Source organism: Baekduia alba, from assembly GCF_028416635.1.
Classification (GTDB): Bacteria; Actinomycetota; Thermoleophilia; order Solirubrobacterales; family Solirubrobacteraceae; genus Baekduia; species Baekduia alba.
The window spans coordinates 594,902-619,223 of the sequence record NZ_CP114013.1 but is presented as its reverse complement, the minus strand read 5'-3'; the positions used below and the strand labels follow the sequence as shown (position 1 = coordinate 619,223).

At 72.7% G+C, this 24,322-nt stretch carries 26 protein-coding genes; 5 read left to right on the top strand and 21 right to left on the bottom strand.

From position 1 onward, the window contains the following. The 4 genes from DSM104299_RS02945 to DSM104299_RS02930 all read right to left on the bottom strand — a co-directional run bounded on the left by DSM104299_RS02945 (position 1) and on the right by DSM104299_RS02930 (position 4,594). Positions 1-1,641 carry a thiamine pyrophosphate-binding protein gene (locus DSM104299_RS02945; protein ID WP_272475795.1) on the bottom strand — a complete coding sequence of 547 codons (1,641 nt, stop codon included), beginning with the start codon at positions 1,639-1,641 and terminating at the stop codon, positions 1-3. 6 nt (positions 1,642-1,647) lie between these two features. Then, positions 1,648-2,574, bottom strand: coding sequence for an NAD(P)-dependent oxidoreductase (locus DSM104299_RS02940; protein ID WP_272475794.1), 927 nt, complete (start codon positions 2,572-2,574; stop codon positions 1,648-1,650). A gap of 31 nt (positions 2,575-2,605) precedes the next feature. Then, positions 2,606-3,139, bottom strand: coding sequence for a pyridoxamine 5'-phosphate oxidase family protein (locus DSM104299_RS02935; RefSeq protein WP_272475793.1), 534 nt, complete (start codon positions 3,137-3,139; stop codon positions 2,606-2,608). Between the two features lie 207 nt (positions 3,140-3,346). Beyond that, complete coding sequence (locus DSM104299_RS02930; RefSeq protein WP_272475792.1) at positions 3,347-4,594, bottom strand: tetratricopeptide repeat protein; 1,248 nt, start codon at positions 4,592-4,594, stop codon at positions 3,347-3,349. Between DSM104299_RS02930 and DSM104299_RS02925 the strand changes: the two genes are divergently transcribed. From DSM104299_RS02925 to DSM104299_RS02915, 3 genes are all read left to right on the top strand, one after another. Further along, positions 4,575-5,615 carry a UDP-N-acetylmuramate dehydrogenase gene (locus tag DSM104299_RS02925; protein WP_432419759.1) on the top strand — a complete coding sequence of 347 codons (1,041 nt, stop codon included), beginning with the start codon at positions 4,575-4,577 and terminating at the stop codon, positions 5,613-5,615. The genes DSM104299_RS02930 and DSM104299_RS02925 overlap by 20 nt on opposite strands. Positions 5,616-5,709: 94 nt before the next feature. Further along, positions 5,710-7,368: an energy-dependent translational throttle protein EttA gene (gene ettA / locus DSM104299_RS02920; RefSeq protein ID WP_272475790.1), complete on the top strand. Its 1,659-nt coding sequence runs from the start codon at positions 5,710-5,712 to the stop codon at positions 7,366-7,368. A gap of 148 nt (positions 7,369-7,516) precedes the next feature. Beyond that, on the top strand, positions 7,517-8,365 hold the full coding sequence (locus tag DSM104299_RS02915; RefSeq protein WP_272475789.1) for a DsbA family protein: 849 nt from the start codon (positions 7,517-7,519) through the stop codon (positions 8,363-8,365). Here the strand turns inward: DSM104299_RS02915 and DSM104299_RS02910 are convergent. After that, a complete protein-coding gene (locus tag DSM104299_RS02910) occupies positions 8,362-9,042 on the bottom strand; it encodes an HAD family hydrolase (RefSeq protein WP_272475788.1) in 681 nt (226 codons plus the stop codon). The genes DSM104299_RS02915 and DSM104299_RS02910 overlap by 4 nt on opposite strands. Before the next feature lie 157 nt (positions 9,043-9,199). Here DSM104299_RS02910 and DSM104299_RS02905 point away from each other — a divergent pair, with 157 nt between their 5' ends. Further along, positions 9,200-9,778 carry an RNA polymerase sigma factor gene (locus tag DSM104299_RS02905; RefSeq protein WP_272475787.1) on the top strand — a complete coding sequence of 193 codons (579 nt, stop codon included), beginning with the start codon at positions 9,200-9,202 and terminating at the stop codon, positions 9,776-9,778. Here the strand turns inward: DSM104299_RS02905 and DSM104299_RS02900 are convergent. Further along, positions 9,775-10,830 (bottom strand): M20/M25/M40 family metallo-hydrolase, encoded by a 1,056-nt coding sequence (locus DSM104299_RS02900; RefSeq protein WP_272475786.1) that lies wholly within the window; start codon positions 10,828-10,830, stop codon positions 9,775-9,777. The two genes, DSM104299_RS02905 and DSM104299_RS02900, sit on opposite strands and share 4 nt — an antisense overlap. A gap of 116 nt (positions 10,831-10,946) precedes the next feature. Between DSM104299_RS02900 and DSM104299_RS02895 the strand changes: the two genes are divergently transcribed. Beyond that, a complete protein-coding gene (locus tag DSM104299_RS02895; protein ID WP_272475785.1) occupies positions 10,947-11,342 on the top strand; it encodes a response regulator in 396 nt (131 codons plus the stop codon). 42 nt (positions 11,343-11,384) lie between these two features. On the opposite strand, the gene DSM104299_RS02890 is transcribed toward DSM104299_RS02895, so the two are convergent. The 15 genes from DSM104299_RS02890 to DSM104299_RS02820 form a co-directional block, all read right to left on the bottom strand. After that, a complete protein-coding gene (locus tag DSM104299_RS02890; protein ID WP_272475784.1) occupies positions 11,385-14,219 on the bottom strand; it encodes an aconitate hydratase in 2,835 nt (944 codons plus the stop codon). 14 nt (positions 14,220-14,233) lie between these two features. Continuing rightward, positions 14,234-14,644: a type II toxin-antitoxin system VapC family toxin gene (locus tag DSM104299_RS02885; RefSeq protein WP_272475783.1), complete on the bottom strand. Its 411-nt coding sequence runs from the start codon at positions 14,642-14,644 to the stop codon at positions 14,234-14,236. Continuing rightward, positions 14,641-14,889 carry a ribbon-helix-helix domain-containing protein gene (locus DSM104299_RS02880; RefSeq protein ID WP_272475782.1) on the bottom strand — a complete coding sequence of 83 codons (249 nt, stop codon included), beginning with the start codon at positions 14,887-14,889 and terminating at the stop codon, positions 14,641-14,643. The genes DSM104299_RS02885 and DSM104299_RS02880 overlap by 4 nt, the downstream gene beginning before the upstream one ends. 49 nt (positions 14,890-14,938) lie before the next feature. Then, positions 14,939-15,640: a DsbA family protein gene (locus DSM104299_RS02875; protein WP_272475781.1), complete on the bottom strand. Its 702-nt coding sequence runs from the start codon at positions 15,638-15,640 to the stop codon at positions 14,939-14,941. Continuing rightward, positions 15,637-16,059 carry a vitamin K epoxide reductase family protein gene (locus DSM104299_RS02870; RefSeq protein WP_272475780.1) on the bottom strand — a complete coding sequence of 141 codons (423 nt, stop codon included), beginning with the start codon at positions 16,057-16,059 and terminating at the stop codon, positions 15,637-15,639. The genes DSM104299_RS02875 and DSM104299_RS02870 overlap by 4 nt, the downstream gene beginning before the upstream one ends. Next, complete coding sequence (locus DSM104299_RS02865) at positions 16,056-16,874, bottom strand: DsbA family protein (protein ID WP_272475779.1); 819 nt, start codon at positions 16,872-16,874, stop codon at positions 16,056-16,058. The genes DSM104299_RS02870 and DSM104299_RS02865 overlap by 4 nt, the downstream gene beginning before the upstream one ends. 9 nt (positions 16,875-16,883) lie before the next feature. Further along, positions 16,884-17,600, bottom strand: a complete 717-nt coding sequence (locus DSM104299_RS02860) for a YcnI family protein (protein WP_272475778.1) — start codon at positions 17,598-17,600, stop codon at positions 16,884-16,886. Between the two features lie 63 nt (positions 17,601-17,663). Further along, positions 17,664-17,900: a hypothetical protein gene (locus DSM104299_RS02855; protein WP_272475777.1), complete on the bottom strand. Its 237-nt coding sequence runs from the start codon at positions 17,898-17,900 to the stop codon at positions 17,664-17,666. After that, complete coding sequence (locus DSM104299_RS02850; RefSeq protein WP_272475776.1) at positions 17,897-19,597, bottom strand: copper resistance CopC/CopD family protein; 1,701 nt, start codon at positions 19,595-19,597, stop codon at positions 17,897-17,899. Before DSM104299_RS02850 ends, DSM104299_RS02855 begins: the two co-directional genes overlap by 4 nt. Further along, on the bottom strand, positions 19,594-20,328 hold the full coding sequence (locus DSM104299_RS02845) for a hypothetical protein (RefSeq protein WP_272475775.1): 735 nt from the start codon (positions 20,326-20,328) through the stop codon (positions 19,594-19,596). The genes DSM104299_RS02850 and DSM104299_RS02845 overlap by 4 nt, the downstream gene beginning before the upstream one ends. A 69-nt stretch (positions 20,329-20,397) precedes the next feature. Next, on the bottom strand, positions 20,398-20,745 hold the full coding sequence (locus tag DSM104299_RS02840; protein ID WP_272475774.1) for a hypothetical protein: 348 nt from the start codon (positions 20,743-20,745) through the stop codon (positions 20,398-20,400). A 70-nt stretch (positions 20,746-20,815) separates the two neighbouring features. Then, positions 20,816-21,259 (bottom strand): ATP-binding protein, encoded by a 444-nt coding sequence (locus DSM104299_RS02835; protein WP_272475773.1) that lies wholly within the window; start codon positions 21,257-21,259, stop codon positions 20,816-20,818. Positions 21,260-21,298: 39 nt separating this feature from the next. Next, positions 21,299-21,643: a multicopper oxidase domain-containing protein gene (locus DSM104299_RS02830; protein ID WP_272475772.1), complete on the bottom strand. Its 345-nt coding sequence runs from the start codon at positions 21,641-21,643 to the stop codon at positions 21,299-21,301. Further along, on the bottom strand, positions 21,643-22,992 hold the full coding sequence (locus DSM104299_RS02825; RefSeq protein ID WP_272475771.1) for a DUF1501 domain-containing protein: 1,350 nt from the start codon (positions 22,990-22,992) through the stop codon (positions 21,643-21,645). Before DSM104299_RS02825 ends, DSM104299_RS02830 begins: the two co-directional genes overlap by 1 nt. 12 nt (positions 22,993-23,004) lie before the next feature. Beyond that, positions 23,005-24,300 (bottom strand): DUF1800 domain-containing protein, encoded by a 1,296-nt coding sequence (locus DSM104299_RS02820; protein ID WP_272475770.1) that lies wholly within the window; start codon positions 24,298-24,300, stop codon positions 23,005-23,007. Between the last annotated feature and the right edge of the window lie 22 nt (positions 24,301-24,322).

Here is a 24,322-nt window from a genome sequence, read left to right as displayed (position 1 = left end):
CTAACCGCCCAGGCCGGCGAGCGGGTCGGCCCAGGTCGGCGGGCCCTGGCGGTGCCAGCGGGGCGAGGTCGTCGGCGGTGGCGTGAGGGCCGCGCGGGCGACGAGCAGCGTCGGCTCCGGGTCGGCGAGGTGGGAGGCGAGCGTGGTGCCGAAGTCGTCGGAGAGGCCGTCGACCGCGGTCGCGCGGATCCCGAAGGCGTCGGCGAGGCGGACGAAGTCCGGTGTCTCGAGGTCGACGCCGTAGGTCTCGGTGCCCGAGTGGCGCTGGTCGAAGCGCAGCATCCCGTACCCGCCGTCGTCGACGACCAGCGCGGTGAGCGGCAGGCGCTCCTGCTTGGCGGTCGCGAGCTCGCCGCAGGCGAACAGGAAGCCGCCGTCGCCGGAGACGCTCAGCGTCGGGCCGGCGATCGCGGCGCCCAGCGCGGCCGGGAACGCGTAGCCGAGCGTGCCCCAGCCCATCGGGTACTGGAAGCGCCGCGGGCCGGCCGGCTGGTACATCGCGGCGAGCCAGTAGCCCGGGATGCACATGTCGGCGACCACGTTCACGTCATCCCCTACAACGCGCGCGAACGTCTCCAGGAACGCGATCTCCTGCGGGTGGTCGCCGCGCACCGCGCCGCGGGCGCGGCGGCGGGCGGTGACCACGGAGGCCCAGACGTCGGCGCCGGCCGGCGGCAGCCCGGCGGCGAGGGCGCGCGCGCCGAGGGCCGCGTCGCCCGCGACGACGACGTCCGGCAGGTAGTTCTTGCTCGCGTCGGCCGGGTCGACGTTGACGGCGACCACGTTGGGCGGGCGCGGCAGCCGCCAGTTCATGGTGTTCATGCCGTCGAGGTCGGTGCCGATGGCGATCAGGACGTCCGCCTCGTCCCACAGCTCGCCGATCGCCGGCAGGTGCGGCGGGAGGTCGACGGCGCGCGGGTCGTCGCGGCCGAGCAGCCCACGCGCGGAGTACGTGGTCAGGACGGGCGCGCCGAGGCGGCGGGCCAGCTCGGCGACCTCCGGGCCGGCGTCGATCGCGCCGCCGCCGGCGACGATCAGCGGCTTCCAGGTCCCGGCCAGGAGCTCGAGGGCTTGTTGTACGCCTTCGGGCTCGTCCTCGACGACGTCGGGCGCGAACTCGCCCACGTCCCAGGTCGGGCCGACGGCGGAGAGCCGGTCGGTGGGGATCTCGACGAAGACCGGGCCCCGCGGGGCCTCGTAGGCGGTGTTGACGGCGCGCTCGACGTCGCCGGGCGCGTCGAGCCGGAACGTCTGCTTGGTGAGGGTGCTGAAGAGCCGTTGCTGGTCTTCCGCCTCGTGCAGCGCGCCGCCGACGATGCCACGGCGCTTGAGCGACGTCGGGATGTCGGTGGCGATGACGACGACGGGCGAGCCCGACGCCCACGCCTCGCCGGTCGCGCCGAGGGTGTTCGCAGCGCCGGGACCGGTGGTGACGAGCGCGACGCCGACCTTGCCGGTCGCCCGCGCGTAGCCGTCGGCCGCGTAGACCGCGGCCTGCTCGTGGCGGACGCCGACGAGCCGGATCGGCGAGGTGCGCAGCGCCTCCCAGGCCGGGAGGTTGTGCACGCCGGGGAGGCCGAAGACCGTGTCGACGCCCGCGCGCTCGAGCGCCGCGACCAGCTCGTCGCCGCCTGTCGGCATGGTGGCCTAGTACCCGTCGGCGACGACGTTGAGCAGCGGCTCGCCGGCGGCGAAGCGCCGCAGCTGCTCGGCGACGAGGTCCCAGGCCGCGCGGTCCGAGGAGGCGGTGTCACCGGCGACGTGGGGGCTGAGCAGCACGCCGGGAGCCTCCCACAGCGGATGGTCCTCGGGAAGCGGCTCGGGCTCGACGACGTCCAGGACCGCGCGCAGCCGGCCGGCCTGGAGCTCGGCGAGCAGGGCGTCGGTGTCGGTCGTCGGCCCGCGACCCACGTTGATGTACAACGCGCCGTCGGGGAGCAGGGCGAGCGTGTCGGCGTCAACGATGTGGCGCGTCGCGTCGGTGAGCGGCAGGAGGTTGACGAGGGCGTCGGCCCAGGGCAGCAGAGCCGGGAGGTCGTCCAGGGTGTAGTTGTCGAGGTGCTTGCGCCGGGCGACGCCGCGGACCTCGGTGCCGAACGGCTCGAGGAGCTGCCTGGCCTCACGCCCGGACGCGCCGAAGCCGAGGATCAACACCTTCATGTTGGCCAGGTCGCCGATGTCGAGCCGCTTCCACCGCCGCGCCGCCTGGGCCTCGGCGAACGGCCGGACGCCCTTGAGGTCGGCGAGCAGCGCCGCGACGACCCACTCGGCCATCGCCCGATCCCGCGTCCCGCGCGCACCGCAGAGCGTGACGTGCGCCGGGACCTTGTCGACGATCCAGTCGACGCCGGCCGAGCGCACCTGCACGACCTCGAGGTTCGGGAGCTGGGCCGGGTCGAACTCGATGCCCCACTGCGGGACGGCGAACCGGACGTCCCGGCGCGGCTCGTCGACCAAGATGATGTTCTCGGGCAGCGTCCGCTCGATCCGCGACCGCCCTTCGCTGCCCGACGCCACGCCGAGCTCGTCGCGGCGGGTCGAAGACGGGATCCAGGCGACGACAGGGGCGCTCATCGACTGCACCCTATGAGACGCGGCGCGTCGCTCAGGCCGAGAAGACCCAGCGGCTCGCGCCGTGCGGCGGTCGCAGACCCACGCCGATCGCCTTGTCGACGGTGAACCGGTAGAGCGCCCACGGCCCGGGCCCCGCGCTCTGGGCGGAGTAGGGCGCGATCAGCGCGGGCGCCTCCGCGTCGACGCTCGCCGGCCAGCCGCCCGCGGCGTAGAGCTGCGCGGCACGCTCCAACGTGTCCCGCTCGGCCACCTTGGCCGCCGTGCCCTCCAGGACGAGGTCGATCCCGTCGAGCCGCAGCGACACCGTCGCCCGCGGATCCTCCGCGAGATGACTCGACTTGTAGGCCTTGGTCCCACTGGTGAAGTGGACCTCCGTGTCGAGCACCACGACCCCGACACCGGCGGAGTGCGGCCGCCCGTCGGCACCCACCGTCCCGAGGAAGGCCACCGTGTCCGGGCCGAGCGAGCCTTCGCCGAGCGCTTCGACAGCGCGACTCCACGGCATCTCGGGCTCGTCGTACAGGGTGGCGAGGTTGACGGTCTCGATCGGGGTGCGAGCGGTCATGTGGCTTGAGACGAGTTGGCTGCGGCGGACTCATCGGCGCGGCGCGGTCGCCGAAGCGTGGAGTCGGCCCCGAACCCCAGCCCGAGACGGCCCGCGGAGGACGCCGAACGCCGGCACCCCACGCCGACCTCCCTCTCACTGCCCGGACCACGCGCGCCCCACGTCGACACGCCGCAAGCGACGGAGGCGCCGCGGCCCGCCGCCCCCTCACGCCGCCGGCAGCACCCGCGGCTGCGCCGCGTGCAGCCGCGCGAGGAGGTCGGAGACCTCTTCGTCCTTCGGCGCCAGGCGCAGCGCGCGCTCGGCGGCGGCGATCGCGTCGGAGATGCGGTCGGTGCGGGCGAGGGCGTGGGCGTAGCGCGACCAGGCGGCGGGGTGCTCGACGTCGATCAGGGTCGCCTGCTCGGTCGCGGTCACCTCGCCGCCGAGGTCGCCGCCGAGGTGGTGAGCCAGCGCCAGGTCCAGCAGGCCCTCGACGGTCGGACCGAGACGGCGGGCGCGCTCCAGGGCATCGAGCGCCCCCGCACGATCCATCAGCCGCAGCTTCAGCCGGCCGACGCGCTCCCACGACGACGCGTCGGACGGACCCAATTGCGCCGCCCGCATCGCGGCCTCGGCGGCCAGGTCGAACGCCCGCATGTCCTCGTAGATCCGGGAGGCGTAGCGCTGCGCCGCCGGACGGCTCGGGTCGGCGCGGATCCAGTCGCGGACCGAGCGACCGGCTGCGTTCAGCGAGCCGGCCTGCCAGTAGGCCAGCGTCAGCAGCCGCAGCACGGAGATGTTGCTCGGCTCGGCGTCGCGCGCGTAGATCAGCCGCTGCGCCGCGAGCTTGTAGTCGCCCTCGACCATCGCGTGCTGCGCCGCGGTCATGAACCACTGGACGCGCTCGTGGCCGGGGTCCGGCTTGGAGAAGTCGACGAACTGCAGCGACCCCGCCGGCACCGTCCGCACGCCGGGCTGGAAGCGCACGCGCGCCCACTGCTGGATGTCGTCCTCGGAGCCCGTGAAGTAGATGCCCGCGACCTCGCCGACGCCCCACTCCGGGTACGACAGGCAGCGCGCGTAGCGATGGACGACCGAGTGGTCCGGCACTCGCGAGCCGAACGGGTCGTGCTTGCGCACGTCGGCCTCGTGGGCCCGCCGCGCCTGCTCCTCCTCGTACGCCCTCCGGCCCGCCTCGGCGCGCGCGGCCCGCGCGGCCGCCGCGCTGACCTTCACCGCGTTGCGGGAGACCCGCCCGCCGCGCGACCCCTCGGCCAGCGACTCGAGCTGGTCGGCCGCCTCGTTGATCGCCTTGAGGTGGCGCTCGTGCTCGATCTGCTTGCCGGGCGGCGCGAGATCCGGATGCCAGACCTTGGCCTGCCGGCGCCGCGCGAGCTGGACGTCGCGCTTCTCGAAGGGCGGCTCGAGCTCCAACAGGAGGAGCGCCTGTTCGATGTCGAGGACCTGCGGCACGACGCACGAGGGTATCGACCCTCTCAATAGGCTCCTAGCCGTCTTGCTGCTCTCCGACCTCACGACGCTCCGCCTCGGCGGGCCCGCCGGCACGTTCGTCGAGGCGACGACCGACGACGCGCTGATCGCCGCCGTGCGCGACGCGCCCGACGACGACCTCCTCCTCGTCGCCGGCGGGTCGAACCTCGTCGTCGGCGACGCCGGCTTCCCGGGCACCGTGGTGAAGATCGCGTCGCGCGGGATCCAGCGCGAAGGCGACACGCTGCACGTCGCGGCCGGTGAGGGGTGGGACGACGTGGTCCGCCACGCCATCGCCCATGGCCTGGGCGGCATCGAGTGCCTCTCCGGCATCCCCGGGTCCGTGGGCGCGACGCCGATCCAGAACGTCGGCGCCTACGGCCAGGAGGTGAGCGACACCATCGTCAACGTGCGCGTCTACGACCGCCGAGGCGACCGCGTCGTCGACCTGACGCCGGCGCAGTGCGGCTTCGCGTACCGCGACTCCATGTTCAAGCGGTCGCCGGGCTCGTTCGTGGTGCTGCGCGTCTCGTTCGCCCTCACCCCGAGCGAGACCGCGCTGCCGATCCGCTACGGCGAGCTGGCTCGCGCGACCCCCGACGCCCCCACGCTGCAGCAGGTCCGCGACGCGGTCCTCGCGCTGCGCCGGGGCAAGGGCATGGTCCTCGACCCCCGCGACCACGACACCTGGTCCGCCGGCTCGTTCTTCACCAACCCGATCCTCGACGCCGACGCCGTCCCCGACGGCGCGCCCGCGTTCCCGCAGCCGGACGGCCGCGTCAAGACCAGCGCCGCGTGGCTGATCGACCACGCCGGGTTCGCCAAGGGCCATCGGCCGCCCGGCAGCAACATCGCGATCTCCACCAAGCACGTCCTCGCGCTCACCAACCGCGGTGGCGGGACGACCGCGGAGCTGCTGACCCTGGCGGACGAGGTCACCGAGGGCGTGCTGCGCACCTACGGCATCCGCCTCGTCCCGGAGCCCGTCCTCGTGCGGACCTGATCCTCTGGATCGCGGCGCGCTCGCGGCGGGCATGCTGGTCACGCCGCGCGTGCAGGACCCGCATCGCGCGTAGGCCTCCTATCCTGGAGTCTTCATGGCTCCTCAGTACGTCTTCCAGATGCAGCGGCTCACGAAGGCCTACGGGCCGGAGAAGCCGATCCTCAACGAGGTCACGCTCGCGTTCTACTCCGGCGCGAAGATCGGCGTGCTCGGCTACAACGGCGCGGGCAAGTCCACGCTGTTGAAGATCATGGCCGGCATCGACACCGACTTCCGCTCCGGGGAGGCGATGCTCGCCCCCGGCGCGACCGTCGGCCTGCTCGAGCAGGAGCCCAAGCTCGACGAGACCAAGAACGCGCGCGAGAACGTCCTCGACGGCGTCGCCGAGACCAAGGCGCTCATGGACCGCTTCAACGAGCTGTCGATGAACTACTCCGACGAGACCGCCGACGAGTTCGCCGCGGTCCAGGCCAAGATCGACGCGGTCGACGGCTGGAACCTCGACACGACGATCGACTACGCGATGGACGCGCTGCGCTGCCCGCCGCCGGACGCCGACGTCACCACGCTCTCCGGCGGCGAGCGCCGCCGCATCGCGCTCTGCCGCCTGCTGCTCAGCGCCCCCGACCTGCTGCTCCTCGACGAGCCGACCAACCACCTGGACGCCGAGTCCGTCGGCTGGCTGGAGCGCTACCTCGCCGACTACAAGGGCGCCGTCGTGGCCGTGACCCACGATCGCTACTTCCTCGACAACGTCGCGGGCTGGATCCTCGAGCTCGACCGTGGCCGCGGCATCCCCTACGAGGGCAACTACTCCGCCTGGCTGGACCAGAAGGAGAAGCGCCTGGAGATGCAGGAGCGCCGCGACCTCGCCAAGGAGCGCATCATCAAGGCCGAGCTCGAGTGGGTCCGCAAGAACCCCAAGGGCCGCCAGACCAAGCAGAAGGCGCGCATCTCGAACTACGAGGCCCTCGTCGCCGAGGAGAAGAACATCAAGCTGGACGACGTCCAGATCCACATCCCGATCGCGACGCACCTCGGCAACACGGTCGTCCAGGCCGACGGGCTGCGCAAGGGCTTCGGCGACAAGCTGCTGATCGACGACCTGACCTTCGACCTGCCGCCCGGCGGCATCGTCGGCGTCATCGGCCCCAACGGCGCGGGCAAGACCACGCTGTTCAAGATGATCGCCGGCCGCGAGGAGCCGGACGCCGGCAAGCTGCGCATCGGCGACACGGTCCAGATCTCCTACGTCGACCAGAGCCGCGACGCGCTCGACGGCGAGAAGAGCGTCTGGGAGGAGATCTCCGGCGGCCTGGAGCAGATCAAGGTCGGCGAGCGCGTCATGAACTCGCGCGCCTACACCTCGGGCTTCAACTTCAAGAAGGCCGAGCAGCAGAAGAAGATCAAGATGCTGTCGGGCGGTGAGCGCAACCGCGTCCACCTCGCGAAGCTGCTGCGCACCGGCGGCAACCTGCTGCTGCTGGACGAGCCGACCAACGACCTGGACACCGACACGCTGCGCGCGCTCGAAGAGGCGCTGCTGAACTACGCGGGCTGCGCGGTGGTCATCTCCCACGATCGCTGGTTCCTGGACCGCATCGCCACGCACGTCCTCGCGTTCGAGGGCGACTCGAAGGTCACCTGGTTCGAAGGCAACTTCGAGGCCTACGAGCAGTGGCGGCGCGACACGCTCGGCGACGAAGCCGACCGGCCGCACCGCATCTCCTACAAGAAGCTCACCCGCACCTGATCGGCGCGGAGGCGAAGGCCTAGGCCTTCGCCTTCTTCGTCGCGACACGCTTGCGGATCCCGTCCGCGTGCAACCGGTCGATGAGGTCCTGCTGCTTGCTGTTGGTGGCCATGAGGTTGGTGCTACCCGGCCGGGTAGCACCGAAGGCATGGCCGACGTCGTCATCACCGAGTACACCGATCCCGCCTGCCCCTGGGCCTACAGCGCCGAGCCGTTCCGGCACCGGCTGAGCTGGATCTACGGCGACCAGCTGGAGTGGGACGTCCGGATGGTCGGCCTGTCCGACGACACCAAGGCGATGGAGAAGCACGGCTTCACGCCCGAGGTCCTGTCCGGCCACTACAAGCGGATCAGCCGCGAGCACAAGATGCCGATCGACACGCGCGTGCGCGAGCGGCTCGCCGCGTCGCTCCCGGCCTGCCGCGCGGTCGTCGCCGCCAAGCTGCACGCGCCCGACCGGATGCGCGCGCTGCTGCGCCGGTTGCGGGTCCGGAGCTTCAGCGGCGAGATCCTCGACGCGCCGGGGACCATGGACGGCGCCGCGACCGACGCCGGCATCGACCCGGCGCAGCTGCGCGCGTGGATGGAGGGCGACGACGTGCAGGCCGCGCTGGACCAGGACATGGCCGCCGCGCGCGAGCCCGCGCCGGCCGCGCGCGTCCTCGACGACAAGCTCGCCAACTGGTCGGGCGGCCGCCGCTACACCTGCCCGTCCTACGAGATCGAGCGCCGCGCCGACGGCGTCAGGATCGCCGTCCCGGGCTTCCAGCCCTTCGCGGTCTACGACGTGGTCACCGCCAACCTCCTGCCCAAGCTCGACCGCCGCCCCAACCCGGCGTCGGTCGAGGAGGTCCTGGCCTGGACGGGCACGCCGCTGGCCTCGGTCGAGGTCGCGGTGGTCTGCGACATCCCCTTCGAGGAGGCCCGCGAGCAGCTCAGCCGCGTCGCGGTCGAGCACCCGGTCGGCTTCGACGGGTTCTGGACGCTGCCGAGCTAGACCAGCCCCGGGATCCGCGCCAGCGCGGCCGGGATCTCGCGCGCCATGTCGATGACGACGTCGGCGCCGTGGAGGTCGGCCGCGCGGTAGGGGCCGGTCGCGATCGCGATGCAATGCACGCCGTCGGCGCGGGCGCAGGCGATGTCGCGTGGGGTGTCGCCGATGACGACGGTCTGCTCGCGCGGGTGGTCGCCGGCCCGGCGGCGCGCGATCTCGGGCAGCTCGGAACGGTCCTCGGAGTCGCTGCCGAACGCGCCCTGGCCGTACTCGAAGTAGTCGCTCAGCCCGGCCCGCTCCAGCTTCAGCCGCGCGACGCACTCGAGGTTCCCGGTCAACACCGACAACTTGACGTCGTCGCGCGCGGCGAGCTTGTCGAGCACCTCGGGCACACCGGGCGCGACGTGCTCGCGCAGGTCGGCCGGACAGCGCTGCTGGTACTCGGCGCACGCCGCCAGCATCACGTCGTGGGCCCGCGCGTCGATCTCCTCGGCCGATACGTCGACGAGCGTGAGCAACGTGCGCGCGATGGCGGGGTCGGTCCGCCCCGCCGCGTCGAGCTTGCCCGCCGGGATCTCCTGCAGCCGGTGCACCCGCCGCAGCGCCGCGTGGATCGCGAGCACGTGGTCGCGCGACGCCTTGAGCAGCAGCGTTCCGTCGATGTCGAAGAGCAGGAGCACGGTGTCCCGTGCATTAGATCAGGCGCGATCCCGCACACGCGGCGAGTGATCCACGTATGCTCAGGTTGTCTTTTTCAAAAAGCCGCGATCGACGTTGTCGGGCGGGCCGAGTTGTGCGAGTGTTGGGTCAGGGATGAATTCGGGGATCGGAACGGTCATGGAGCGGCCGGCGCGCCGTCGTGGGCGGGAGGCCGCGCTGGCGCGCAGCGCCGAGGACGCCGAGGCGTTCAAGGACTTCTACCTGGCGAACGTCCAGCGCCTGGTCGTGTTCTTCACGCGCCGAACGCTGAACGCCGAGGTCGCGCTCGACCTCACCGGCGAGACGTTCGCCACCGCACTGCAGCGCCGCCGCCAGTTCCGCGGGCGCAGCGACGCGGAGGCCGAGGGCTGGCTGTTCGCCATCGCCCGCAGCCAGCTCGCGCACTACTGGCGCCGCGGCGTCGCCGAGCGGCGCGCGCTCGAGCAGGTCGGGCTCGACCCGCCGTGCGTCGCGCTGTCCGAGCTCGAGCGGATCGAGGAGCTCGCCGGCCTGCCGGAGCTGCGCGGCCGCGTGCGCGACGCGATCGCCGGGATCCACCCGCAGCAGGCCTACGCGGTCATGCAGCGCGTGGTCGAAGAGCGCGGGTACGACGACCTGGCCGCCGAGCTCGGCGTCTCCCAGGACGTCGTCCGGGCCCGCGTGTCCCGCGGTCTGCGCGCGCTCGCCGCCACGGGCGAGCTCGTCGCCGCCGCCTAGCGCGCGAAGCTCGTGTCGGCGGTCAGCCGGCGCGCGAACGCGGCCGCCAGCTTGGCGGCGTTGAGCACGTCGTCGAGCTGGACCAGCTCGACCGGTGAGTGCATGTAGCGCAGCGGCAGGCTGATCAGCCCGGTCGGGATGCCCTGGCGCGAGACGTGGATCGCGTCGGCGTCGGTGCCGGTGAAGCGCGCGGACGCCGACAGCGTGTGGTCGAGGCCCTCGGCCTCGGCCGCGGCGACCAGCTCGTCGAAGACGACTGGGTGCATCGTCGAGCCGCGCTCGATGACCGGGCCGGAGCCGAGCGGGTGCGAGCCGTTCTCCTTCTCGTCGATGCCGGGCGCGTCGGTCGCGTGCGTGACGTCGACGACGAGCGCGACGTCCGGGCGCAGCGCGTGCGCGACGGTGCGGGCGCCGGCGAAGGTGATCTCCTCCTGCACCGCGGCGACCGCGACGACGTCGCCGACCGCGCCGCCGGCCTCGGCGACCAGGCGCGCGGCCTCGTAGGCGACGAAGCACCCGAGGCGGTTGTCCATCGCGCGCGCGACGTAGCGGTCGTTGGGCAGCTCGATCGGGTCGGCGCTGATCACCGCGACGTCGCCGATGCGGACGAGCGCCTTGGCGTCGTCGCCGTCCTTGGCGCCGATGTCGATGTGCAGGTCCTTCAGCTCGGCGGCGCGCTTGCGCTCGTCCTCCTTGAGGAGGTGGATCGGCTTCTTGCCGACCACGCCCGGGACGACGCCGTCCTTGGTCGTGAGCTCGACGCGCTGGCCGACGAGGATCACGGGATCCCAGCCGCCGACGCCGATGAAGTGCAGGTAGCCCTTCTCATCGATGTGCGTGACGATCAGGCCGATCTCGTCGATGTGGCCGACGATCGCGACCGTCGGCCCGTCGCCGGTGCCCTTCACGCGCGCGGTCACGGTGCCCATCACGTCGGTCTCGACGTCCGCGAAGGACGCGCACGCCTCGGCGAACGCCCGCGCCGGCGCGGTCTCGTAGCCGGAGGGCCCGGTGGCGGTGAGCAGGCTGCGCAGGACGTCGGGGAGGGGCATCGGCGAGCAACGTTATCGCCTGGCCCGGAACCATTTCCGCGCACGGGCGTTGCAGCGAAGTGGAGCTTCCGCATCGACACGGGGGCTCGCGTCGTGCATCGTCTCCTCCACCGCCCATGATCCGCGTCCTCGTCGTCGACGATCACCCTGTGCTGCGCGCGGGCCTCGAGGCCGTGCTCCGCGCCGAGCCCGGCTTCCGGTGCATCGGCGGCGCGGAGAACGGCGAGGCCATGTGGACGCTGCTCCGCCGCGGGCAGCCGCACGTCGTCGTCCTCGACCACCGGCTCGGCGACGAGGACGGCGTCGAGCTGTGTCGCGCGGTCCGGGCCGAGCCCGACGCGCCGTCGGTGCTGCTGTACACCGCCGACCCGACGCCGGCGCTCGAGCGCTCGGCCAAGGCCGCGGGCGCGTGCGGGCTGGTGGACAAGGCCGTCGACGTCGACGCCCTGTTCGACGCGATCCGCGTCGCGGGCCGCCGCCCCGGATCGTCATCCGAGGCGGCGGTCGCGTGATCGCCTAGGCGCTACGCGGCGTCGGCGGCGAGCCGCTGGCCGTTACGCCGCGGCAAGCTGGCGCAGCACGTAGCGCAGGATCCCGCCGTGGCGGAAGTAGTCCGCCTCCTTGGGCGTGTCGATCCGGACGCGGGCCTTGAACGAGACGTCGCCGGCCTCGACGTCGACCTCGCGCGGCAGCTCGCCGGCGTTCAGCGGCTCGGCGAAGCCCGTGATCGTGAGCTCCTCCTCGCCGGTGAGGCCCAGCGACTCGGCGGTCTCGCCCTCGGGGAACTGCAGCGGCAGGACGCCCATCCCCACCAGGTTGGAGCGGTGGATGCGCTCAAAGGACACCGCGATCACGGCGCGCACGCCGAGCAGGTTGGTGCCCTTGGCCGCCCAGTCGCGCGAGGAGCCCGAGCCGTACTCGGCGCCGCCGAGCACGACGAGCGGGATGCCGTCGGCGATGTACTGCTCGCTCGCCTCGAAGATCGAGGTCTCCGCCCCGTCCGGAAGGTGCCGCGTGACGCCGCCCTCGGTCCCTTGCGCAAGCTGGTTGCGCAGGCGGATGTTCGCGAACGTGCCGCGGATCATCACCTCGTGGTTGCCGCGCCGCGACCCGTAGGAGTTGAACTCCTTGGGCTCGACGCCGCGCTCCTGGAGGTAGGCGCCCGCGGGGCCGTCCTTCTTGATCGCGCCCGCCGGGGAGATGTGGTCGGTCGTGACCGAGTCCCCCAACTTGGCCAGGACGCGCGCGTTCTCGATGTCGGTGACCGGCGAGGGCTCGGGGTCCATGCCGTCGAAGTACGGCGCCTTGGCGATGTAGGTGGAGTCGTCGCTCCAGGCGTAGCGGTCGCCGGTCGGGACCTCCAGGCCCCGCCAGTTCGCGTCGCCGTCGAAGACCTCGCCGTAGGACGAGCGGAACATGTCGGACTGCACGGCCTCCTCGACCGTGCGGGCGACCTCGGCCGTCGAGGGCCAGATGTCCTTCAGGTAGACCTCGGTGCCGTCGGAGCCGACGCCCAGCGCGTCCTCGGTGAGGTTGATGTCCATGGTCCCGGCGATCGCGTAGGCGACGACGAGCGGCGGCGACGCCAGGTAGTTCATCTTGACGTCGGGGTTGATCCGGCCCTCGAAGTTGCGGTTGCCCGAGAGGACCGACGTGACCGCGAGGTCGCCGTCGTTGACGGCCTTGGAGATCGCGTCCGGCAGCGGGCCGGAGTTGCCGATGCAGGTCGTGCAGCCGTAGCCGACGAGGTTGAAGCCGAGCGCCTCGAGGTCGCCGGTCAGGCCGGCGCGCTCGTAGTACTCGGTGACGACCTTCGAGCCGGGCGCCAGCGACGTCTTGACCCACGGCGCGCGCGTCAGGCCCTTGGCCACGGCGTTGCGGGCGAGCAGCCCGGCGGCGAGCATGACCGACGGGTTGGAGGTGTTGGTGCAGGACGTGATCGCCGCGATGACGACGTGGCCGTGGTCGAGGTCGAACGCCTCGCCGTCGAGCGTCGTGTGGACGGCCGACGCGGAGCGCTCCGCGATCACGGCGCCGGCGGCGACGGCGCCCGCGGGCGCGTCGTCCGCGTCGTGCGGGTCGGCGTCGTGGCCCGGCGCGCCGTTGGCCGGCGGGTCCGAGGCCGGGAACGTCTCGGCGATCGCCTCGTCGTGGCCGTGGCCGAGGTCGGCCGCCTCGTCCTCGCCCAGCAGCTCGGCCAGCGACGCGCGGAAGCCCTCCTTCGCGCCGGACAGCGCGATGCGGTCCTGCGGGCGCTTCGGGCCTGCCAGCGACGGCTCGACGGTCGACAGGTCCAGCTCGACGATGTCGGTGTAGGTCGGCACCTCGGCGTGCTCGTCGTGCCAGAGGCCCTGCTCCTTGGCGTAGGCCTCGACCAGCTCGATGAGCTCCTTCGGCCGGCCCGAGAAGGCCAGGTAGCGCAGCGTCTCGGCGTCGATCGGGAAGATCGCGCAGGTCGAGCCGAACTCCGGCGACATGTTGCCGATCGTCGCGCGGTCGGCCAGCGGCAGCGCGGTGACGCCCGGGCCGAAGAACTCCACGAACTTGCCGACGACGCCCTTCTTGCGCAGGATCTCGGTGACGGTGAGCACGAGGTCGGTCGCGGTCGCGCCCTCGGGCAGCTCGCCGTTGAGCTTGAAGCCGACGACCTGCGGGATGAGCATCGACATCGGCTGGCCGAGCATCGCGGCCTCGGCCTCGATGCCGCCCACGCCCCAGCCCAGGACGCCGAGGCCGTTGATCATCGTGGTGTGCGAGTCGGTGCCGACCAGCGTGTCCGGGTACGCGCGGCCGGTCTTGTCGTCGACGAAGACGACGCGGGCCAGGTACTCCAGGTTGACCTGGTGGACGATGCCGGTGTCCGGCGGGACGACCTTGAACGTCTCGAACGCGTCCTGGCCCCACTTCAGGAACTCGTAGCGCTCGCGGTTGCGCTCGAACTCGCGCTCGGCGTTGAACGCGAAGGCGGTGCGGGTGCCGAACTCGTCGACCTGGACGGAGTGGTCGATGACCAGCTCGGCCGGGACGAGCGGCTCGATCTTGGCCGGGTCGCCGCCGAGGTCGGCCATCGCGTCGCGCATCGCTGCGAGGTCGACCACGGCCGGCACGCCGGTGAAGTCCTGCATGACCACGCGTGCGGGCGTGAAGGCGATCTCCTTGCTCGGGTCCGCCTTGGCGTCCCACGTGGCGAGCGCCTCGATGTCGGCCGCGTCGACCGCGCCGTTGCCCTCGGTGCGCAGCAGGTTCTCGAGCAGGATCTTGAGGCTGAACGGCAGGCGCGCGACGTCGAACTTGGACTGCAGCGCGTTGAGGCGGAAGATCTCGAGCTCGCGCTCGCCGACCTTCAGCGTGCCCTCGGCATCGAAGGAGTTGGGGTGTTCGGAGGCCATGGTTCGTGGTCCTTTCAGCGATCGGCGGGGAGCACCACGAAGGCTTCCCCGTCAGGAGTCAAAATGGATCGGAAGTGCTGGTCGAAGGTGGCGATGCGGTTGGTGCGAAGACGGCCCGAGAGCGCGACCAGCGATGCGTCAGCCAGGCCGAGGAACGGGCGACGGCGCGCGATGGCGAGCGTCTCGGAGAGCGCGTCCGCCCACCAGCGCACGCCGTAGACGCCGCGGTCGAAGTCGTCCCAGAGGGCGTGCTGCGCACGCTCGCCGGACAACCGAGGGACCATGTGGTCAAGCTCGGCGAGGGTCAGCGGCGAGGTGACGAGCTCCTCGTCGATCTCCCGCATCCACGCGGTGGCGAGGTCGTGGTGCTCGTCGCGACCGCGGACGACGGCGAGGATGAACGAGGTGTCGGCGACGATCGTCACTTCATCGGTTCGCGCGGCTCGCCGAAGCCCGTCTCGGCGAGGTATCTGTCGACGTTGCTGGAGACGTCGGTCGGTCCATCGTCCATGAAGCCCACCGCTGTCGGCTTGGGCCGCTTCGGCCGCTGCACCGCGCCCGAGAGCGTCCGGCGGATGTACTCCGCCTTGGTGATGCCCTCCTCGGCGGCCCGGCGAGCCAGCCCGTGGTCGAGCTCCTCGTCGAGGTAGATGCTGGTCTTCTTCAGCATGGTGAGATGTAGGGTAACACCCTACGCACCACCCGCACCACCCCTGCTGTCAGACCGTCTTCAGCAGCTGCTCGTTGATCGCCTGCGCCAGCTTGTCGGAGGACACGACGCCGTCCGAGAGCTGCGTGAGGTCGTTGGCGTCGGTCCCGATCATCAGCGTCGGCGTGGCGCGCACGTCGTAGCGCGACATCATCGAGTGGACGGCCGCGAGCTGGTCGAGGACCTGGGGAGACGTGCGGTCGCGCATCGCGCGCGTGGCGTCGAGGCCGTGGACGCCGCTGAGCACGCCGCGCAGGAAGCGGTCGTTGACGTAGCCGCTCTGCTCCTGGCCCTGGACGTCGTAGAACCGCATCGACGCGTCCCACATGCGGTTCTGCAGCGCCGCGGCCATCACGGCCTTGTTGGCCTTGACCGAGTCCTCGCCGAGGACGTTGGTCAGCCGCAGCTCCATCTTGACCTTGCCGCTGCGGATGTACCGCTGCACGATGTCCGGCCACGACTCGGCGGCGAACTCGCGGCAGAACGGGCACTGCAGGTCGGCGAACTCCACCAGCAGGACCGGCGCCTTGGGGTCGCCGAGGACCAGGCCGTTCTGCGGGATGCCGCGCAGGATGCGCGTGACGTCGCGCGTCGAGGCCTTGCGCGGCTTGGTCGGGTCGCTGCTGCCGCCGCTGCTGATCAGGACCGCCGCCACCACGATCGCCGTGGCGGCGCCGAGCAGGACGGAGAAGACGGTCAGACGGCGGCTCACGCCACCATGGTGTCGGGTTCACGCAGGAGGCGCCACGTGCACACCCCTGCCAGTCCGGTCATCAGGATCGCGCTGCCGACGCACCACTGGCAGATCGCGTCGATCGTGAACAGCTCGCGGTAGGTCAGGTACATCGAGAACCCGAAGCCGACGAGGGCAGTGAGCGCCGCGACCATCCGCGCCGCCTCCCCCGGGGCCACCAGCGCGCCCAGGATGACGACGTAGCCGATCAACCCCAACAACGCGACCGGGATGCCGGCGAGCTCGGCGTAGTCCGACGTCTGCACCTTGTGGCAGCCGTGCGCGATGTTGCACACGGGGTCGATGTCCGCGTAGTGCACGTAGACGAGGTAGCCCGCGATGCCGACGCCGAGCACCGCCAGGACGAGCCCGGCGGTGCGCAGCGCGCGGTCGCTCACGTGCCGCCCTTCGCGGCGGCCGCGTCGACCAGCTTCCCGATGCCCGCCGCGGTCGGCGCGCTCTCGGTGTCCTTCTTCAGCTCCCCGCCGGTCGGCCCGACGAGGATCGTCGGCGTGCTGTCCACGCCGTAGCGGCTGGCCAGCGTCTTGGCCTCGCCGAGCTGCTCGGCCACGGCCGACGACGAGCCCGCGGCCAGCGCCTTGGTCGCGTCGGCGCCCGCGCCGGTCAGGATCCCCTTCAGGAAGTCGTCCGTGACGTAGCCCGAGTTCTCCTCGCCCTGGTTGCGGTAGAAGAGGTCGGACGCCTCCCAGAACCGGCTCTGCGGGGCGGCGCCCTGCAGCGCCTGGGCGGCGGTGACCGAGTCCGGCCCGATGAACGTCAGGTACCGCAGCTCCATCTTGGCCTTGCCGGTCCGGACGTACTGCTTCACGACCGCCGGCATCTCGTTCAACGTGTACTCCTTGCAGAACGGGCACTGCGGATCGGCGAACTCGACGATCGTCACCGGCGCGTCGGCCTTGCCGAGCGTGATGCCGCTCTGCGGGATCCCGCCGATCAGCGCCTTGGTCTCGGCGACCCCCGCGACGTCGCCGCCGCTGCTGGCGGCCGGCGTCGGCTTGTCGCTCGAGCCGCCGGACGAGATCACGATCGCGACGACGACGATCACGACCGCGGCGCCGAGCAGGCCGAGCAGCGTGAGCAGCCTCTTGCGGCGCGTGTCGGCCGCCGCGGCGGCCGACTCGCGCTCCTGGCGCTCGGCGCGAGCGGCTTCTCGCCGCTCGCGCTTGGTGGGTGTGGTGGAAGGGTCAGACATGACGGTGCGTCAGAGGGTACGCCCGGCTCGCCGCGCAGACGCCAGGCCCGCGCCGCCGGCCGCCAGGCCGAGCGCGCCGACGACGAGCGCGATGATCGCGAGCGTGTTGGAGTCGTCGCCGTCGGAACCGTCCGACGCCGTGCTGACCGCGGCCGCCGGCGCCGAGGTCTCCTCGGTCGTCGCGGTGCCCGCGCTCGCGGCCGCGTGGTGGTCGTCGGCCGCCGCGGTCACCGCCACCTGCGGTGCCGGCTTGTCGGCGTCCGGCGCGCCGATCCAGCGCGCGACCGTCCCGTCGCTGTAGGTCTGCAGCGCCTTGAAGGTCAGCGTGTCGCCGGCCTTGCCGGGGATCTGCACCGACAGCGGGAAGTCCTGGAACTGCCCCGGCGCGATCCCGTCGGCCTTCGTCTTCGCCGTCCAGGTGACGGACTTGACGCCTTCGGTGACCTCGCCGTCGTCGGTCTTGACCGGCGTGGCGAGCTTCTCCTTGACGACCTTGACGGTCCACCCGGGAACGGACTGGTAGGAGGCCTCGGCGAAGCCCTCCGGGAGCTGGACGGCGACCTTCGTGGTCACCGCGTCGTCGGTCTCGTTCGGGACGCGGACGTCCTCGACGACGTAGGAGCCGGCCGCGGCCGTCTTGGGCTGCAGCGTGACGTGGGCCTGGGCGGCGGCGGGCACGACGAGAGCGCCGGCGGCGGCCACGGAGGCGAGGGTGATGCGCTTCATGTTCTTGATGTCCTTGTGTTGCTGGGGTTGACGTAGGTGATGCTCGGTGGTGCGTGAGGGACGTCAGCCCAGCGGTGGAGGACGGGAGGCGACGGCGGCGCCGACGAGGCGGCCGCCGCGAGGAGCGGCGGCGAAGGGGCGGCGCGGCGTGCGGGCCACGACGCCCCTCCGCCGCCGGCGCAGGCGGGGGCGGCGCGCCCGGAGCAGGCGCGTCGCGAGCGTGCGCTCGCCCGGGTAGCGGCCGCACAGCAGCGTGCCGGCCAGCAGCAGGAACGGGACGAGCTCGAGCAGGAGGCTCACTGCACCGGCACCTCGAAGCGCGCGGCGTACTCGTCGAAGTCCGAGACGCGGTCGGTCACCGTGACCGTCCACGTCCCGCCCGGCGCGAGCGTCATCGCGTCGGCGACGTAGTGGCCCGGGCCGGCACGGTGCAGCGTGGCGTGCAGCGGGCCGATGCCCTTGCTCTTCAGCTGCGCGTCGACCGTCAGCTCCTTGGTGCCGTCGAACGGCGCGCCGTCCTTGGCAGCGAACACGTACAGGTGCATGGCGTTGATCCCGGCGCGCGCCGGGTCGACGGTCATCTCGATCTCCAGCGGGCCCGTGCGCGTCGCGTGCGAGTACGGGCCTGCCGACAGCGCGGACGGCGGCGCGTAGGACACCAGCGCGGCGGTGACCGCGAGCACGACGACGACGAGGCCGACCTCCACGCGCAGCGTGGTCCGCAGCACGCGGCCGGCCGCGCCCGGCGTCGCGCCGGCGGCCGCCGCGGCGCGCAGGCGCGGGACGCTGCGCCGGCGGTTCAGCGCGCCGAGCCCGATCAGCGCGAGCAGGATGATGATCTTGATCAGCACCGCGCGGCCGAAGGCGGTGTGGAGGAAGTCGCCGAACGAGCGCAGGTGGACGATCGACTGCGCGGTGCCCGAGGCGATCAGCAGGCCCACGCAGGTCAGCGCCACGGCCGAGAAGCGCGAGAGCGTCGACGCGAGCAGCGGCGTGCGGGCGGCGGCGTCGCCGATCGCGCGCGTCGCGGCCGGCACGGCGAGCACCAGCACGACCAGCCCGCCGACCCACGCGCTCATCGCCAGCACGTGGACGACGTCCAGCGGCGCGAGCAGCGCGACCGGGTGCTGCGTGGTCGCGTGGCCGCCGAGCGCCGGCGTGAGCGCGAGGAACGCGGCGGGCAGGGCGTAGAGCCAGGGGTTGCCGCGGCGCGGCGGCCCGACCGCCAGGGCGAGCGCGCCGAGCGCGACGAAGTCGACGACGCGCAGGCCCCAGACGGTCCCGAAGCGCGTGCCGAGCACCTCGCGCACGGTGCCGGGATCCAGCGCGGTCCAGAACGTCGTCCCGCCCGCGGTCGCGCCCTGGAGCACGATGCCGGCGGCCCCGCTGAGCACGCCGATCGCGGCGCCGGCGAGCAGCAGCGTCCGCGTCCTCCGCGCGAACGCCGCCTCGGCCTCGATCGGCGCGCCGCGCGGCCAGGCGAGCAGGATGAAGGCCAACGTCCCGAGGACGAGCGCGATCGCCAGGTAGTCGGCGCCCCGCGCGATCCCGAACGCGCCCTCGGTGACGCGCCCCGTCGACGAGCCCGCGAGCAGGTCGCCCACGGTCTCGGCCGGCGCCGCGCCGGCGCGGACGATCGAGAACACGAAGCCGCCGGACACCGGATGCGAGTCGGCCGAGATGACGCGGTAGGTGGTGGTGTAGGTGCCGTCCTTCAGGCCCGGCTTCAGCCCGACGGCGAGCTTCGCCCCCGTGCCGCCAGGATGCGTGACGGGCCCGTCGTCGACGCGGTCGCCGCGCGCGTCGAAGACCCGGACGGCGCCGAAGTTCCCCTCGACCGACTCGTCGAAGCGCAGCACGACCTGCCGCGGCTCGGACTGGGCGACCGCGCCGCGGCCCGGCGTGGTCTGCTCCAGCGTGGCGTGCGCGAGCGCGCCGGCCGGCAGCGTCGCGAGCAGCGCGAGGACCGCGCCGAGGATGAGCGCGGCCCGCTTCACCAGGCCTCGCCGGCGGAGCCGGCCGTCGCGGGGCGCGCCTCGCCCGCCGGCGGCTGACCGTCGCCGTCGCCGTCGTCGCCGTCGTCCGCGCCGCGCCGGCGCCGCCGCGCGACCAGCACCGCGCCCAGGCCCGCCAGCACCAGCACGACGAACGCCACGATCGCGCCGGTCGGCGGGCCGCCGTCCTTGGCCGGGGCCCACCACAGCGTCCCGAGGATCTGACCTTCCTTGCCGCCGATCTGGATCGGGATCCGGTAGTCGAAGATCTTGGTCCTGGCCGACTTGTCCTTGACGATCGACGGGATGCCGCGCGCCATGTAGTGCATGCGGTGGTCGTGCCACTCGAACACGCCGGTCTTGTCCAGGACGTGCCAGTCGGGCGTCGCCCTCGCGGTCGCCGTCTTGGGGACCGTCACCGCGCCGTAGCGGTCGGTGTTGAGGTAGAACGCCGGCGAGTTGTGGTTGACGGTCACGGTGCCGTCGGGCGTGATCCGGGCGTAGGGCTCCTTCTCGTAGCCCTGGACCAGCACGGTGGTCGTGCTGCGGTTCGTGATCTGGAAGCGGTCGTCGCCGGACAGGACCTGCAGCGACACGCCGGGGACGTGCGGCTGGAGGTCCCGAACGACGGACTTCATGTTCGGGTTGCCCTGGTGGGCCAGGGCGGCGGTCGGCGCGATCGACGCGGTCGCGACGAGCGCGACGGCGGCAACGGCGGCCAGGGGGCGGCGCATGGGCGCGGTCCTCCGAAGGTATGGGTGATGGTCGGCGGCGCGCGGCAGGGCCGCGCGCGGGTCAGGCGCTCAGGACGTCGTCGTGGACGACGCGACCATCGACGGCGGTCCGCGCTCGGCGAGCGCGGCCGCGATCAGGCGGCCACCGCGGACCGCGCTGGCGCGCGGGCGGCGACGAGGGAGGCCGGCGCCGGCAGGCGCCACGCGGCGACGCCGCGGGACGGCGGCACGGGCGGCGAGGCGCTCCAGCGCATCGGCGCCGAAGTAGCGACCGGCCAGCAGCGGGAGCGCGAGCACCAGCGCCGGCGACAGCAGCAGGAGGCCCGTGTGCAGGCCGGTGACGCTCTCGGCCAACGCCACGACGACGCCGAGAACGGCGATCGCGAGGAGGGGGCGGAGGTCCCGGCGGACGGGCATCGCGAGGGGACTGTACGCGGTTTCGGTACGACGGGCGGACGTCCGGCCCTGCCGGACCGGCCAGGCTGCGCTACTCGTCGCGCTCGAAGCGACCGCGCCGGCGGTCCACCTCGAACCACACGCGGCAGCCGCGCGCGGTGCGCTCGACGCCCCAGCGGGACGCCAGCTTGTCGACCAGGCGCAGGCCGAAGCCCGACGTCTCGTGCCGGACCTCGGGGTCGAAGCCCGGCCCGTGGTCGGCGACCTCGACGCGCACGTGGTCGTCGCTCAGACGCGCGTGGAAGACGATCCGCTCGGTCGGGCTCAGCGGCCCGGCGTGCCGGACCGCGTTGCCTACGAGCTCGGACGTCAGCAGCGCGACGGTGTGGTCGAGATCGGGGTTCAGGCCGCGCTCGCGCAGCGCGTGCCGAGCGGCGCGCACCGCGTCGGGGATCGGTGCGAAGGCCAGGAGGATGTCGGTGCTGGAGCGGGTGAGGGCCATGATGAGGGACTGCGGGACCGTGGTGTACGACAAGGGTCACCGATGGGCCGCCGCCTCAATCCCTCCGGTCGGTCAGGTCCCGTTCGAAGTCCGACGCCTGCTGACGACCAGCGTGGCCTGCATGCCGCGCGCCTCGTGGTCGGCGACCGTGCAGATGAGCTGATAGCGCCCGGTCTGGCGCAGCGTCAGCCGCAGCGTGGCCGTCGCGCCGGGCTTGACCACCGTGGTCAAGCCGCCGACCCGCTTTCCGGCGCGCCGGACGACGAGGTCGTGCACGTCTTCGCCCAGGTTGCGCACGTTGAGCTTGAGGCGGCCCGGACGGACCCGCGGCCGGTAGACCGCGATCGAGAACTCGCGCTCGCCGATCCCGACAGACGTGGCGGGCGCGGGCGCCGGTGCCGAGTCGACCGCGAACATCAGGTCCGCACCATCTGGACCTGGCCGAACTGCGCGGCGCCGGGGATCACCTCGGCCGGGTCGGTGCCCAGCCACTGCGCCAGCAGCGAGCTGTAGACGCGGCGGAAGTCGACGGTGACCTTGAGGTTCTTCTCCGGGTCCAGGTCGGTGAGCGACGGGTACTCGGTGAGGATCCCGCCGAGCGCCCGCGGGCCCTGGACCCACGCGACGCCGCCGGCGCCGTGGTCGGTGCCGCCCGACTTGTTCGCGATCGGCCGGCGGCCGAACTCCGACCACACGAACGTCAGGACGCGGTCGGCGATGCCGCGCGCCTCGAGGTCGGCCTGGAAGGTCGCCAGCGCCTCGCCGACGGCGCCGAGGTCGCGCGTGAGCGTCGCGGCCTGGCCCTCGTGGGTGTCGAACTCGCCGTCGGCGTCGACGGTCGCGACGCGGATCCCGAGCGGCTGGGCGAGCAGGCCGGCGAGGACCTTCAGGCGGTCGGCGGTGTCGTTGTCGGCCGGGTAGGTCACCGGCCCGGCGAGCGGGTCGGGCGACTTGTCGTCCTTGCGCCGGAACGGCGCCAGCCGGTCGGAGACCGTGTGGGCCAACCGGGCGGCGCGCGCGGCGGAGGCCGGCCCCGCGGCGTGCGGCGTCGAGTTGGCCAGCGCGGCGTAGGCCTCGACCGCGGCGGTGCCCCAGTCGCCCCAGACCGACCACATGGACAACTGCGCGTCGCCGGCGTCGGAGATCGAGGCGACCGGCGCGTCGACGGACTTCAGCGTCGGCGACAGGCCGTAGCCCGCGCTCAGGCCCTGCAGCGGGTTGTCGCGCGAGCCGTGGCGGTCGAGCCAGCGCCCGAGCCAGCCGGAGACCGACTGCTGGGAGACCATCCCGGTCTCCCAGAACGCGCGCGAGGCGAAGTGCGACAGGTTGGGGTTGGCGTAGTCGATGCCGGGCAGGAAGCCGACCTGCCCGCGGTCGTAGAGGCCTTTGATGCCGCCGCCCGGGCCGCGCGTGAGCGCGAGATGCAGGCCCAGGCCGTTGCCCAGCAGCGCCGGCTCGGCCGGGGAGACCGCGCCGCGCAGGTCGCGCAGCGGCCCCTCCTGGTTGAGCGGCATCACCGTGTCGAGCAGGTCCAGGCCACCGGGCAGGAAGACCGAGACGAGCACCGGCGCGTCGGGCGCGGCCGCGGCCTCGGCGGCGGCCGCGTCGAGCAGGTGGCCGGTCGGGAGCATCGACGACGCGTACACCGTGACGCCGGCGCCGATGCCCCACCTGAGCATCTGGCGGCGCGTGAGCACGTCGCGGCGCGCGGCCTCGCTGGCGCGGTGGAAGTCCTGGCAGGCGGCGTGGGCGCGGGTTCGGGGCATGGAGGCGTCGACCTAATGCACTTGCGCGTCGGGAGCGGACAGCAGCAGGTGGCGCATCGCCCGCTGGGTCATGTCGGCGGCGGTCTGCTTCTGCCACTTCTGGCCGGCCATCGACTGGTAGCCCTTGGCCAGCGAGATCATCCCCTTCTTGGTCCGCTCGCTCGCCCAGGGGTGGCCGAGCGCGGCCAGCGCGCGGTCGAGGTGCTCGCGGGGCGAGAGGTCCAGCGGCGTGTCCTCGTCCTCGACCTTCAGGCCCGGCTGCGAGAGCGCGACGTTGGCCGCCACGAAGCGCGTGCGCATCCCGTTGGACGACATCCACGCCGGTCCCCAGTCCCACCCCGCGACCGACGGCGGCGAGAACAGCCGCTGGCCCATGCCGGCCGTGACCCAGACCCAGTCGTCGGTCTTCACGCCCAGCCGCGTCGCGCGCAGCATGCCGGCGATCGCGACGACCGGCGCCTTGACCATCGTCGGCGCGTCGAGGTGGGCGTAGAGCAGCGGGTGGTCGAGGATCTCGCGCACGACCGGCTTGAGCCGGTGGCCCGAGCCGGTGTAGACGCGTTGCAGGCGCACGCGCGTGGACTTCGGCAGCGGCTCGTCGACGAAGAACGCCCACAGCTTGCGCACCAGGAACTCGGGGTGCGCGTGGTGGGCGACGCAGAGGCGCAGGACGTCGTGCGGCCTCCAGTGGCCGCGGTGGCCGAAGATCCTCTTGGAGCCGCTGTCGTGGCTCTCGGGGTCGAACTTGGTGGACATGAGCACGCCGCCGACCTCGCGGCCCTTGACGATGCCGGTCAGCGCGCGGGCGGCCTCGCGGACGTCGGTCTCCGTGTAGCCGTTGCCCTCGCCGAGCGTGAAGAGCTCCATCAGCTCGCGCGCGAAGTTCTCGTTGGGCTCGTCCTTGTAGGAGCCGATCAGGTTCAGGAACGAGCCCATCGCCGGGTCCTCCATGACGTCGGACAGCAGCGCCGGGAACGACCCGAGCGCGCGGCGGCGGAAGAGCGCGTTCTGGCGCAGCATCAGCGGCGTGTCGACGTCGCGCGTCGCGAAGTGGTCGTGCCAGAGCAGGACCATCTTCTCCTCGAGCGGCCGCGTGGTGCGGACCATGCGGTCCATCCACCACAACATGTCGTGGCCGTACTCGTTGGCCGGGTCCAGCGCCATCGGCTTGGGCCCGGGCTCCAACGGCGCCTTGCGTCCGTTCGGAGACAGCAGCCAGGCCAGGGTCGCGCCGCGTCCGCGATGCGACCACTTCCGCGCCTCGTGCGCGGTCGCCCCGAACCCGGCGCGCCACAGCACGCGGCGCACGTGTGCCTCGTTCCACCCCGCC

Bases quoted from the DNA above. Each gene is read 5' to 3' on its own strand.
- DSM104299_RS02905 (WP_272475787.1), top strand. From the start codon at position 9,200: ATGGAGCGGCCGGCGCGCCGTCGTGGGCGGGAGGCCGCGCTGGCGCGC.
- DSM104299_RS02825 (WP_272475771.1), bottom strand. From the start codon at position 22,992: ATGCCCCGAACCCGCGCCCACGCCGCCTGCCAGGACTTCCACCGCGCC.
- DSM104299_RS02865 (WP_272475779.1), bottom strand. From the start codon at position 16,874: ATGTCTGACCCTTCCACCACACCCACCAAGCGCGAGCGGCGAGAAGCC.
- ettA (WP_272475790.1), top strand. From the start codon at position 5,710: ATGGCTCCTCAGTACGTCTTCCAGATGCAGCGGCTCACGAAGGCCTAC.
- DSM104299_RS02845 (WP_272475775.1), bottom strand. From the start codon at position 20,328: ATGCGCCGCCCCCTGGCCGCCGTTGCCGCCGTCGCGCTCGTCGCGACC.
- DSM104299_RS02945 (WP_272475795.1), bottom strand. From the start codon at position 1,641: ATGCCGACAGGCGGCGACGAGCTGGTCGCGGCGCTCGAGCGCGCGGGC.
- DSM104299_RS02890 (WP_272475784.1), bottom strand. From the start codon at position 14,219: ATGGCCTCCGAACACCCCAACTCCTTCGATGCCGAGGGCACGCTGAAG.
- DSM104299_RS02940 (WP_272475794.1), bottom strand. From the start codon at position 2,574: ATGAGCGCCCCTGTCGTCGCCTGGATCCCGTCTTCGACCCGCCGCGAC.
- DSM104299_RS02915 (WP_272475789.1), top strand. From the start codon at position 7,517: ATGGCCGACGTCGTCATCACCGAGTACACCGATCCCGCCTGCCCCTGG.
- DSM104299_RS02840 (WP_272475774.1), bottom strand. From the start codon at position 20,745: ATGCCCGTCCGCCGGGACCTCCGCCCCCTCCTCGCGATCGCCGTTCTC.
- DSM104299_RS02900 (WP_272475786.1), bottom strand. From the start codon at position 10,830: ATGCCCCTCCCCGACGTCCTGCGCAGCCTGCTCACCGCCACCGGGCCC.
- DSM104299_RS02925 (WP_432419759.1), top strand. From the start codon at position 4,575: ATGTCGAGGACCTGCGGCACGACGCACGAGGGTATCGACCCTCTCAAT.
- DSM104299_RS02880 (WP_272475782.1), bottom strand. From the start codon at position 14,889: ATGCTGAAGAAGACCAGCATCTACCTCGACGAGGAGCTCGACCACGGG.
- DSM104299_RS02935 (WP_272475793.1), bottom strand. From the start codon at position 3,139: ATGACCGCTCGCACCCCGATCGAGACCGTCAACCTCGCCACCCTGTAC.
- DSM104299_RS02830 (WP_272475772.1), bottom strand. From the start codon at position 21,643: ATGTTCGCGGTCGACTCGGCACCGGCGCCCGCGCCCGCCACGTCTGTC.
- DSM104299_RS02895 (WP_272475785.1), top strand. From the start codon at position 10,947: ATGATCCGCGTCCTCGTCGTCGACGATCACCCTGTGCTGCGCGCGGGC.
- DSM104299_RS02860 (WP_272475778.1), bottom strand. From the start codon at position 17,600: ATGAAGCGCATCACCCTCGCCTCCGTGGCCGCCGCCGGCGCTCTCGTC.